Source organism: Pseudomonas sp. GYB4201 (assembly GCF_056312595.1).
Window position 1 is genome coordinate 80,999 of the sequence record NZ_JBWGIG010000027.1, and the last position, 11,451, is coordinate 92,449.

An 11,451-nucleotide genomic window follows, 5' to 3' on the forward strand; every position below is an offset into this window, starting at 1 on the left:
GCTGGGAGTGCAACCATGACCACGCTCACCTGGGTTCGCGGCGTCAACCAGACCCTCGGCCACCTGGCCCCACGGCAAATCGCCGCGCGCATGCGCCTGGCCTTCATGCACCCCCGCACGCTGCCGCCACGGGCCTGGGAGCTGCCGCTGCTGGCGCGCGCCGAGCGCGTGACCCTGCGCTTCGGCCTTTCGGTGCTGCGCTGGGGGCAGGGCCCCACGGTGCTGCTGATGCACGGCTGGGAAGGGCGGCCCACGCAATTCGCAGCGTTGATCGAGGCGCTGCTGCAGGCTGGCTATAGCGTGGTGGCCCTGGAAGGGCCGGGGCATGGTCGTTCCCGCGGCAGCCAGGCCCACGTGGTGCTGTTTGCCCACGCCCTGCTGGAGGCGGCCGCCGAACTGCCGCCGCTGCGCGCGGTAATCGGCCACTCCATGGGCGGCGCCGCGGCGCTGCTGGCCAGCCAGTGGGGGCTCAAGGCCGAGGTGCTGGTGAGTGTCTCGGCGCCGGCGCGTATCCTCGGCATGCTGCGCAATTTCGCCGCCCACGTGGGGCTGCCGGCGCGGGCGCGTTCGGCGTTCATCCGCCAGGTGGAGCGCACCGTGGGCATCGCCGCCGCGCAGCTGGACGTCAGCCGCTACCAGCTGGACATGCCTGGCCTGATAGTCCACGCCAACGATGATCCGCTGGTGCCGGCCGCCGAGGCGCAGTCGATTCACCAGGCCTGGTTCGGCAGCCGTCTGCTGCTGTTGCCCGAGGGCGGGCACCAGCGCGTGCTGGCCGACCCGCAACTGATCGACGGCGTGCTGGGCCTGCTGCGTCACCAGCCGGCACGGCAATCGGCGTGAGGGTGCGCTAGACTCGCGTTTTGCCCATTGAGCAGGAGCGAGTGCGCGCATGAATTGGGATTTGGCAACGCCCTTTGTCATCGACCTGAGCGTCGGTGCCGAGGATATCGATGGATTGGGGCACGCCAACAATGCGGTGTACGTGACCTGGCTGGAACGCTGCGCCTGGCGCCATTCCCAGCGGTTGGGGCTGGACCTGGCCGAATACCGGCGGCTGAACCGGGCCATGGCGGTGGTGCGCCATGAAATCGACTACCTGGCCGCTGCTTATGAACATGACGAGCTGCAGATGGCCACCTGGATCGTCGAGTCCGACCAGCGCCTGAAGATGACCCGGCGCTTCCAGCTGATTCGCCCCCGGGACGGGGTGACGCTGCTGCGCGCCCACACCACCTTCTGCTGCATTGACCTGGCCAGCGGCAAGCCCAAGCGCATGCCGCCGGAGTTCATTGAGGGCTATGGCCCGGCGGTGTTGACTACCTGAGCGGACGCTGCACTGTAGCCGCTGCCGCAGGCTGCGCTGGCCCTGGTCCACGCTGGAGATCTGCAGTGGGGTAAAGGGCCAGCGCAGCCTGCGGCAGCGGCTACGGTGTTTGCAGGGCGTTCCGGTGTACAATGCCCGCCAATTTTTCCTCCCCCCGAGATTCCCCATGCACATTGCCCTGGCCCCCATGGAAGGCCTGGTCGACAACATCCTGCGTGACGTGCTGACCCGTGTCGGCGGTATCGACTGGTGTGTCACCGAGTTCATTCGCGTCAACGACATGCTGCTGCCGCCCGCGGTGTTCCACAAGATGGCGCCGGAGCTGGCCAGCGGCTGCGTGACCCCCGCCGGCACGCAGATGCGCGTGCAGCTGCTGGGCTCGGACCCCATCTGCCTGGCCGACAACGCGGCCCTGGCGGTGAGCCTCGGCGCGCCGGTCATTGACCTGAACTTCGGCTGCCCGGCCAAGACCGTCAACAAGTCCCGCGGCGGGGCGGTGCTGCTCAAGGAGCCGGAGCTGCTCAACAACATCCTCTGCGAAGTGCGCCGTGCCGTACCGGCGCATATCCCGGTGACCGCCAAGATGCGCCTGGGCTTCGACAGCCCCGACGGCGCCCTGGTGTGCGCCGAGGCGCTGGCCGAAGGCGGCGCCGAGGTGCTGGTGGTGCACGCCCGCACCAAGGTCGACGGCTACAAGCCGCCGGCGCACTGGGAGTGGGTGGCGCGGGTGCGCGACGTGGTCAAGGTGCCGGTGTACGCCAACGGCGAGGTGTGGACGGTGGACGACTGGCGGCGCTGCCGCGAGATCAGCGGCGTGCCCGACATTATGCTCGGCCGCGGCCTGGTCTCGCGCCCCGACCTGGCCCGGCAGATTGCCGCGGCCCAGGCGGGTATCGAGCTGGCGCCCATGACCTGGGCCGAGTTGATGCCGCTGCTGCAGGAGTTCTGGCGCCAGGCCGTCATCGACCTCACCCCGCGCCAGGCGCCGGGGCGCCTCAAGCAGTGGCTGGCGATGCTGACGCGCACCTTCCCCGAGGCGGTGGAACTGTTCGCGCTGTTGCGCCGCGAGACGGATTGCGAGCGGGTGGGGCAGTTGCTCGGCCTACCGGCCCAGCAAGCGGCCTGACCCTGTAGCCGCTGCCGCCAGGCTGCGCTGGCCTGAATGTGCACTGGAGATCTTCAGTGAGGCATGCGGCCAGCGCAGCCTGGCGGCAGAGGCTACAAGCTTTCACTGTGAATCATCGATTAGCATCTGCCTGAACTCCGCCAGCGGCAGCGGGCGGCTGTGCAGGTAGCCCTGGTACAGGTGGCAGCCCAGCCGTTCGAGGAATTCCAGCTGCTCGGACTGCTCCACGCCCTCGGCAATCACCGTGAGGTCAAGGCTGCGGGCCATGGCGACGATGGCGCGGACGATTTCGGCGTCGTTGGGGTCGTGGGTGGCGTCGCGGACGAATGACTGGTCGATCTTCAAGGCGTCCACCGGCAGGCGCTTGAGGTAGGTCAGCGACGAGTAGCCGGTGCCGAAGTCGTCCATGGCAAAGCTGACGCCCAGCTTTTTCAGGCTGCGCATCTTGCTGATGGTGTCCTCCAGGTTCTGGATGACGATGCCTTCGGTGATCTCCAGTTTCAGCAGCGTGCAGGGCAGGTTGTGCTGGCTGAGGCTGTGGGCCACGCGCTCGACGAAGTCGTTCTGGCGGAACTGCCGCGGGCTGATGTTCACGCACAGGGCAAAGTCGTTGACGTCGATCAGGCCGTCGGCCAGCAGTTGTGCGCAGGCGCCGCAGGCTTCGTCGAGGATCCAGCTGCCAACTTCCAGGATCAGGCCGCTTTCTTCCAGTACCTGGATGAACTGCGCCGGCGATTGCTGGCCCAGCAGCGGGTGGTGCCAGCGCAACAGCACCTCGGCGCCGACGATGCGGTCCTCGCGGGCGTCTACCTGGGGCTGGAAGTGCAGGCTCAGCTCGCCCCGGGCCAGGGCCATGCGCAGGTCGTTTTCCATCTGCAGGCGCTCGCTGGCGGCCTTCTGCATGGTGTTGTGGAACATCTGCGTGGTGTTGCGCCCCGAATCCTTGGCCCGGTACAGGGCAATGTCGGCGCGCTTGAGCAGGTCGGCGGGGGTGGTGCCATGGTCGGGTATCAGCGCCACGCCGATGCTGGGGGTGACCTGCAGGCGCTGGCCGTCCAGCGACATGGGCTCGGCCAGCAGCGCGCGCAGGGTGTCGGCCAGTTCGCGGACCTGGGCGGTGACCTCGGCGCGGTTGCCTTCCAGGCCCGTCAGCAGCACCACGAACTCGTCGCCGCCCAGGCGCGCCACGGTGTCTTCCAGGCGCACGCTGGCCTCCAGGCGCGCGGTGATGATCTTCAGCACCGTGTCGCCCACCGGGTGGCCCAGGGAGTCGTTGATGTGCTTGAAATGGTCCAGGTCCAGGAACAGCAGGGCGCCGCGCAGGTTGTGGCGCTTGAGCAGGGCGATCTGCTGGCTCAGGCGGTCCATCAGCAGCGCGCGGTTGGGCAGGTTGGTCAGCGGGTCGTGGTAGGCCAGGTGGCGGATCTGCGCCTGGGCGTTCTTCAGTTGGCTGACGTCGCGGGCGTTGAGCAGCAGGCACGGGGTTTCGTTGAGGGTGATGGGCTCGATGGACACTTCCAGGGTCAGCGCCTCGCCGCGCTTGTTGCGGCCGATCAGCTCGCGGTGGTGCACGTGGCCGCTGTCTTCCAGCTCGGCCAGCAGCAGGGCCTGCTGGCGCGGGTCGGCCCAGAAGCCGACGTCGTCAATGCTGCGCCCCAGCACTTCGCTGCCGCTGTAGCCGGTGAGCCGGCAGAAACCGTCGTTCACCTCCAGGTAGCGGCCGCTGTCGCGCTCGCTGATGGTGATGGCGTCGGGGCTTGAGTGGAACGCCTTGGCGAACTTCTCCTCGCTGCTTTTCAGCGCCGCTTCGGCCCGCTGCTGCTGGGTGATGTCGCGCAGGGTGGTGACCACGCAGGGCTGGTTGTCGACGGTGATCAGGCGGCTGGAGATCAGGCAGGTGAGCACCTGGCCGTGCTTGTGCATCACCTGCACGGCGACGTTGTTCAGCGCCCGCTCGCGAATTACCTCCTCGATGCGCTGCAGGCGCTGCGCGCTGTCCAGCCAGAAGCCCAGCTCGTCGGCGGTGTGGCGCTTGACCTCGTCGGCGCTCCAGCCGAAGGTCTGGGTGAAGCTGGGGTTGATCTCGATGAACTGGCCGCTGGCCTGCAGGGTCACGCAGATGGGGTCGGTGCTGGCCTGGAACAGGCTGGCGAACTTCTCTTCGGAACTGACCAGGCGCTGCTCGCGCTCCACCTGTTCGGTGATGTCCAGCAGGGTGCCGGCCATGCGCAGCGGCTGGCCGTTGTCGTCGCGGTACAGTCGCGCGCGGCTTTCGATGTAGCGCGAGGCGCCGTTTTCCAGGGCGATGCGGTAGGTGATCTGGTAATTGCCCGCCGGGCCCTCGCGCAGGCTGCGGTAGGCCTGGCGCATGGTGTTGCGCTCGTCGTCGGGCACGCCCTCGAAGAACGCCTCGAAGGATTCGTGGAACGGCACCGGTGCCAGGCCGTGCAGCTGCGCCGCGCGCGCCGAGCCGTAGAGCATGCCGCTGGGGATGTGCCAGTCCCAGGTGCCCAGTTGCGCCGAGTCCAGGGCCAGGTCCAGGCGCTCCTGGCTGTCCTTGAGCGCCTGTTCGGCGCGTTTGTTGTCGCTGGTGTCGGTAAAGGTGCTGAGCAGGTAGCTGTCGCCCTCAAGCTCGATGTTCTGGGTGCTGAGGATGCCGTCGTGCACCTGGCCGCTGCTGGCGCAGAAGCGTACCTCCATGTTCACCGGCTCGCTGGTGTGGCGCGTGGCCTCCAGCAGCTTGTGGCGCTGCTCGGGCTCGGCCCACAGGCCCAGCTCCACGGTGGTCTTGTTGATGATCTGGTGCGCGGCCCAGCCCAGGGTCTTCTCGAAATGGTGGTTGACCTCGTGGATCAGGCCGTCGGCGCGGCGCGTCAGCAGCACCACGTTGGGGCTGAGGTGGAAGAGGGTGGCGAAGCGCTTTTCCGAGTTGATCAGCGCCGTTTCCCGGTCGCGCTGGCGGGTGATTTCGCGGATCACGCCGATCATCTGCGGGCGGCCGTCCTTGTCTGCGATCAGGCTGCCGCTGATTTCCAGCCAGTGCAGGCTGCCGTCCGGCCAGCGGATGCGGTGGCGCAGGGCCTGCTCCACCGGTTCGCCGCGCAGCACCGCCTGGAACGCCTGGGTGGTGCGGCTGCGGTCTTCCTCGGGCAGCAGCTCCAGGTAATCCAGGTCGTTGGGCAGCGGCGCGCTGGGGTCGAAGCCGAACAGCGCCTGGGTGCCCCGCGACCAGCTGATCTTGCCGCTGCCCACGTCCCAGAACCAGGCCCCCAGGTGCGCGCCGTTGAGCGCCGCCAGCAGTTGCGGCGCGCTTTCCCAGGTTTGCTCGGACTCCTGGGGATCAGCCGCATGAATACGCGGCAAGCGCGGAAAGCGTGAAGCTGACTTGGGCATGGACCAGACCTTTGGCGGTTACGGCTTCCTTAAGGTAGACCGTCTGCGCCCGAGCGCTACCCGGCTAACGTGTCGGGCTCGGCGTCGAGCAGGGCCATGAAGGCCCGCGCAGCGTTGGACAGCGTTCTTTCGGTGTGCACGATGTAGCCTAGCTGGCGACTGAGCTGAATGCCCGGCAAAGCAATGCTGCGCACCTGGTCGTCGAGCATGGTGCGCGGCAGCACGCTCCAGGCCAGGCCGATGGAGACCATCATCTTGATGGTTTCCAGGTAGTTGGTGCTCATGGCGATGTTGGCCGTCAGGCCCCGGGCCTCGAACAGGCGCTGGACAATATGGTGGGTAAAGGTGTTGCCGCCAGGGAACACAGCCGGATGATAGGCGATATCCGCCAGGCTCACCGCGCCGTTGAGCGCCAGCGGGTGCTCGGGCGCCACCACGAAGTCCAGCGGGTCGGTCCACACCGGCACCGCGCGCACCAGGGTATGGGGCTCGGGGGCCAGGGTAATCACCGCCAATTCCGCGCGGCCATGGAGGATTTCCTCGTAGGCCACCTCCGAATCGAGGAACTGGATGTCCAGCGCCACGTCCGGGTAGCGCTTGGTGAAGGCGCGCAGCACCGGCGGCAGGCGGTGCAGGCCGATATGGTGGCTGGTGGCCAGGGTCAGGCGGCCGCCGACCTCGCCGGTCAGGTTGGTCAGGGCCCGGCGGGTGTCGTCCAGCACGTTGAGAATCTGGTAGGCGCGGGGCAGCAGGGCGCGCCCGGCTTCCGTCAGGCTGACTTCGCGCCCAAGGCGGTCGAACAGGCGTACATTGAGTTGTTGCTCAAGGCCGGCGATGCGTTTGCTGATCGCCGGCTGGGTGAGGTGCAGGCGTTCGCCGGCCCCGGAAAAGCTGCCGCATTCGGCGATGGCGAGGAAGGCGTTGAGGTTGGCCAGGTCCATCTATTCGGATTCCTGTTGGTTATCCAAAGCATGAAAATTATGAATTTGAGTAATCCAATGTAACCCCTTAGCATTCGCCCTACAAGCCAAGCGGTTATTGGCATAGAAAAGATACTGATGAGGAAAGTCTGATGGCCGGCAAAACGCTCTACGACAAGCTCTGGGACTCGCATTTGGTCAAACAGCGCGACGACGGTTCGGCGCTGATCTACATTGATCGTCACATCATCCATGAAGTGACCTCGCCCCAGGCTTTCGAAGGCCTGCGCCTGGCCGGCCGCAAGCCATGGCGCATCGACGCCAACATCGCTACCCCGGACCACAACGTGCCGACCACCCCTGAGCGCAAGGGCGGCATCGAGGCCATCGCCGACCAGGTGTCGCGCTTGCAGGTGCAGACCCTCGACGACAACTGCGACGAGTACGGCATCACCGAGTTCAAGATGAACGACGTGCGCCAGGGCATCGTCCACGTCATCAGCCCGGAGCAGGGCGCCACGTTGCCCGGCATGACCGTGGTCTGCGGTGACTCGCACACCTCCACCCACGGTGCCTTCGGCGCCCTGGCCCACGGCATCGGCACCTCGGAAGTGGAGCACGTGCTCGCGACCCAGTGCCTGGTGGCGAAGAAAATGAAGAACATGCTGGTGCGCGTGGAAGGCCAATTGCCCTTCGGCGTCACCGCCAAGGACATCGTGCTGGCCGTTATCGGCAAGATCGGCACCGCCGGCGGCAACGGCCACGCCATGGAATTCGCTGGCAGCGCCATTCGCGACCTGTCCATCGAAGGCCGCATGACCATCTGCAACATGTCCATCGAAGCCGGCGCCCGCGTGGGCCTGGTGGCTGCGGACGAGAAGACGGTCGCCTACGTCGAGGGCCGCCCGTTCGCGCCAAAGGGCGAGAACTGGACCAAGGCCGTCGAAGCCTGGAAAGACCTGGTGTCCGACGCAGACGCGGTGTTCGACACCGTGGTAGAGCTGGACGCCGCGCATATCAAGCCGCAGGTCAGCTGGGGCACCTCGCCGGAAATGGTCCTGGCAGTCGACCAGAACGTGCCGGACCCTGCCAAGGAAGCCGACCCGGTCAAGCGTGGTTCCATCGAGCGCGCCTTGAAGTACATGGGCCTGAGCGCCAACCAGGCGATCACCGATATCCAGCTGGACCGCGTGTTCATTGGCTCGTGCACCAACTCGCGGATCGAAGACCTGCGCGCCGCCGCCGAGATCGCCAAGGGCCGCAAGGTGGCCTCCACGGTCAAGCAGGCCATCGTCGTGCCGGGCTCGGGCCTGGTGAAAGCCCAGGCCGAGAAGGAAGGCCTGGACAAGATTTTCCTCGAAGCGGGCTTCGAATGGCGTGAACCAGGCTGCTCCATGTGCCTGGCCATGAACCCGGACCGCCTGGAGTCGGGCGAGCATTGCGCGTCCACCTCCAACCGCAACTTCGAAGGCCGTCAGGGCGCCGGTGGCCGTACCCACCTGGTGAGCCCGGCCATGGCCGCCGCCGCCGCGGTGACCGGTCGTTTCATTGATGTCCGTGAATTGATCCAAGGGAGCGCAGCATGAAAGCCTTTACCCAGCACACCGGCCTCGTCGCGCCTCTGGACCGTGCCAACGTCGACACCGACCAGATCATTCCCAAGCAATTCCTCAAGTCGATCAAGCGCACCGGCTTCGGCCCCAACCTGTTCGACGAATGGCGCTACCTGGACGTGGGCCAGCCTTACCAGGACAACTCCAAGCGCCCGGTAAACCCTGATTTCGTGCTCAACCACGCCCGTTATCAAGGCGCCAGCGTGTTGCTGGCCCGCGAGAACTTCGGCTGCGGCTCGAGCCGCGAGCACGCGCCGTGGGCGCTGGAAGAGTACGGTTTCCGTACCATCATCGCCCCCAGCTACGCCGACATTTTCTTCAACAACAGCTTCAAGAACGGCCTGTTGCCGATCATTCTCGACGACGCCGAGGTCGACGAGCTGTTCCAGCAGGTCGAAGCCAACCCTGGCTACCAGTTGACCATCGACCTGCAGGCGCAGACCGTGACCCGCGCCGACGGCAAGGTGTTGACCTTTGAAATCGACGAGTTCCGCAAGCACTGCCTGCTCAACGGCCTGGACGATATCGGCCTGACCTTGCAGGATGGCGATGCCATCGCGGCGTTCGAAGCCAAGCACCGGGCCAGCCAGCCCTGGTTGTTCCGCGACGCCTGACTGTTTCGCAATTTCGAATTGAACAAAAGATCGAGGAAAGCATGAGCAAGCAGATTCTGATTCTCCCAGGCGACGGTATTGGTCCGGAAATCATGACCGAGGCGGTCAAGGTGCTGAACCTGGCCAACGACAAGTTCAACCTGGGCTTCGAACTGCAGCACGACGTGATCGGTGGCGCTGCCATCGACAAGCACGGCGTGCCCCTGGCCGACGAGACGCTGGAACTGGCGCGCAAGGCCGATGCCGTGCTGCTGGGCGCCGTGGGTGGCCCCAAGTGGGACAAGATCGAGCGTGACATTCGTCCCGAGCGCGGCCTGCTGAAGATCCGCGCGCAACTGGGCCTGTTCGGCAACCTGCGCCCGGCCATCCTGTACCCGCAACTGGCCGACGCTTCCAGCCTGAAGCCGGAAATCGTCGCGGGCCTGGATATCCTCATCGTCCGTGAACTGACCGGCGGCATCTACTTCGGCGCCCCGCGCGGCAACCGCGAACTGGAAAACGGCGAGCGCCAGGCGTACGACACCCTGCCGTACAGCGAAAGCGAGATCCGCCGCATCGCCCGCGTCGGCTTCGACATGGCCCGCGTGCGTGGCAAGAAGCTGTGCTCGGTGGACAAGGCCAACGTGCTGGCTTCCAGCCAACTGTGGCGTGAAGTGGTCGAGGAAGTGGCCAAGGACTACCCGGACGTCGAGCTGAGCCACATGTACGTGGACAACGCCGCCATGCAACTGGTGCGCGCGCCCAAGCAATTCGACGTGATCGTGACTGACAACATGTTCGGTGACATCCTGTCGGACGAGGCGTCCATGCTCACCGGTTCCATCGGCATGCTGCCGTCGGCCTCGCTGGATGCCAACAACAAGGGCATGTACGAGCCGTGCCACGGTTCCGCGCCGGACATCGCCGGCAAGGGCATCGCCAACCCGTTGGCGACCATCCTGTCGGTGTCGATGATGCTGCGCTACAGCTTCAACCAGCAGGTTGCCGCCGACGCCATCGAGAAGGCCGTGAGCCTGGTGCTGGACCAGGGCTTGCGCACCGGCGACATCTGGTCGGACGGTTGTGCGAAAGTTGGTACGCAGGAAATGGGTGATGCAGTAGTCGCGGCGCTGCGGAATCTGTAATCTCTTGGGCCCGCTACAGCAGTAGCGGCCCACTTTTTTGTCAAAGGTGTAGTTGCGATGAAACGTGTAGGTCTGATCGGTTGGCGCGGTATGGTCGGTTCCGTGCTCATGCAGCGGATGCTGGAAGAGCAGGACTTCGATCTTATCGAGCCGGTGTTTTTCACCACTTCCAATGTCGGCGGCCAGGGCCCGGCGGTAGGCAAGGATATTGCCCCGCTCAAGGACGCTTACAGCATTGAAGAGTTGAAAACCCTCGACGTCATTCTGACCTGCCAGGGCGGCGACTACACCAGCGAGGTATTCCCCAAGCTGCGTGAAGCCGGCTGGCAGGGTTACTGGATCGACGCCGCTTCCAGCCTGCGCATGCAGGATGACGCGGTCATCGTCCTGGACCCGGTCAACCGCAAGGTCATCGACCAGCAGTTGGACGCCGGCACCAAGAACTACATCGGCGGCAACTGCACCGTCAGCCTGATGCTGATGGGCCTGGGCGGCCTGTTCGAAGCCGGCCTGGTGGAATGGATGAGCGCCATGACCTACCAGGCGGCCTCGGGCGCCGGTGCGCAGAACATGCGCGAGCTGATCCGCCAGATGGGCGCTACCCACGCGGCCGTGGCCGATGACCTGGCCAACCCGGCCAGCGCCATCCTCGACATTGACCGCAAGGTCGCCGAGGCCATGCGCAGCGACGCCTACCCAACGGAAAACTTCGGTGTGCCGCTGGCAGGCAGCCTGATCCCATGGATCGACAAGGAACTGCCGAACGGCCAGAGCCGCGAAGAGTGGAAGGCCCAGGCCGAGACCAACAAGATCCTGGGCCGCTTCAAGAGCCCGATCCCGGTCGACGGCATCTGCGTGCGCATCGGCGCCATGCGTTGCCACAGCCAGGCGCTGACCATCAAGCTGAACAAGGACGTGCCGCTGGCCGACATCGAAGGCCTGATCAGCCAGCACAACCCCTGGGTCAAGCTGGTGCCGAACCAGCGCGAGATCAGCATGCAGGAGCTGAGCCCGACCAACGTCACCGGTACCCTGAACGTGCCGGTTGGCCGTCTGCGCAAGCTGAACATGGGCTCCCAGTACCTGGGCGCGTTCACCGTCGGCGACCAGCTGCTGTGGGGCGCCGCCGAGCCGCTGCGCCGCATGCTGCGGATCCTGCTGGAACGGTAAGTGCTGCTGTGAGTTGAAAGAAACCCGTGCCTTGCGCACGGGTTTTTTTATTCGCGGCAGATTGCTTTCATGCCCCGGCCACCCCGTAGCCGCTGCCGCAGGCTGCGCTGGCCCTGTGCCTCACCGAGGATCTTCAGCGAGCGCCCGGGCCAGCGCAGCCTGGC

Annotated in this window: 9 protein-coding genes; 7 read left to right on the plus strand and 2 right to left on the minus strand. The window is 65.9% G+C overall.

From position 1 onward, the window contains the following. Positions 1-15 precede the first annotated feature (15 nt). The 3 genes from AC0Z2B_RS22905 (at position 16) to AC0Z2B_RS22915 (ending at position 2,453) form a co-directional block, all read left to right on the plus strand. On the plus strand, positions 16-843 hold the full coding sequence (locus tag AC0Z2B_RS22905; RefSeq protein ID WP_476299618.1) for an alpha/beta fold hydrolase: 828 nt from the start codon (positions 16-18) through the stop codon (positions 841-843). 49 nt (positions 844-892) lie between these two features. After that, positions 893-1,327 (plus strand): acyl-CoA thioesterase, encoded by a 435-nt coding sequence (locus AC0Z2B_RS22910; RefSeq protein WP_476299620.1) that lies wholly within the window; start codon positions 893-895, stop codon positions 1,325-1,327. A gap of 166 nt (positions 1,328-1,493) precedes the next feature. Then, entirely contained in the window at positions 1,494-2,453 is a 960-nt protein-coding gene (locus AC0Z2B_RS22915) for a tRNA dihydrouridine synthase (RefSeq protein ID WP_476299622.1), read from the plus strand. 102 nt (positions 2,454-2,555) lie between these two features. On the opposite strand, the gene AC0Z2B_RS22920 is transcribed toward AC0Z2B_RS22915, so the two are convergent. Both AC0Z2B_RS22920 and AC0Z2B_RS22925 read right to left on the minus strand, forming a co-directional pair. After that, positions 2,556-5,846 (minus strand): sensor domain-containing protein, encoded by a 3,291-nt coding sequence (locus AC0Z2B_RS22920; protein WP_476299624.1) that lies wholly within the window; start codon positions 5,844-5,846, stop codon positions 2,556-2,558. A gap of 56 nt (positions 5,847-5,902) precedes the next feature. Further along, a complete protein-coding gene (locus AC0Z2B_RS22925) occupies positions 5,903-6,787 on the minus strand; it encodes a LysR family transcriptional regulator (protein WP_416426038.1) in 885 nt (294 codons plus the stop codon). 131 nt (positions 6,788-6,918) lie between these two features. On the opposite strand from AC0Z2B_RS22925, the gene leuC reads away from it, so the two are divergent. From leuC to asd, 4 genes are read left to right on the plus strand one after another with little or no spacing between them, the layout of a single operon-like run. Further along, a complete protein-coding gene (gene leuC, locus AC0Z2B_RS22930; RefSeq protein ID WP_476299626.1) occupies positions 6,919-8,352 on the plus strand; it encodes a 3-isopropylmalate dehydratase large subunit in 1,434 nt (477 codons plus the stop codon). Then, entirely contained in the window at positions 8,349-8,993 is a 645-nt protein-coding gene (gene leuD, locus AC0Z2B_RS22935) for a 3-isopropylmalate dehydratase small subunit (RefSeq protein WP_476299628.1), read from the plus strand. Before leuC ends, leuD begins: the two co-directional genes overlap by 4 nt. Before the next feature lie 41 nt (positions 8,994-9,034). Further along, a complete protein-coding gene (gene leuB, locus AC0Z2B_RS22940) occupies positions 9,035-10,117 on the plus strand; it encodes a 3-isopropylmalate dehydrogenase (RefSeq protein WP_476299630.1) in 1,083 nt (360 codons plus the stop codon). Between the two features lie 57 nt (positions 10,118-10,174). Next, complete coding sequence (gene asd / locus AC0Z2B_RS22945; RefSeq protein WP_416426031.1) at positions 10,175-11,287, plus strand: aspartate-semialdehyde dehydrogenase; 1,113 nt, start codon at positions 10,175-10,177, stop codon at positions 11,285-11,287. The last annotated feature ends 164 nt before the right edge of the window (positions 11,288-11,451 follow it).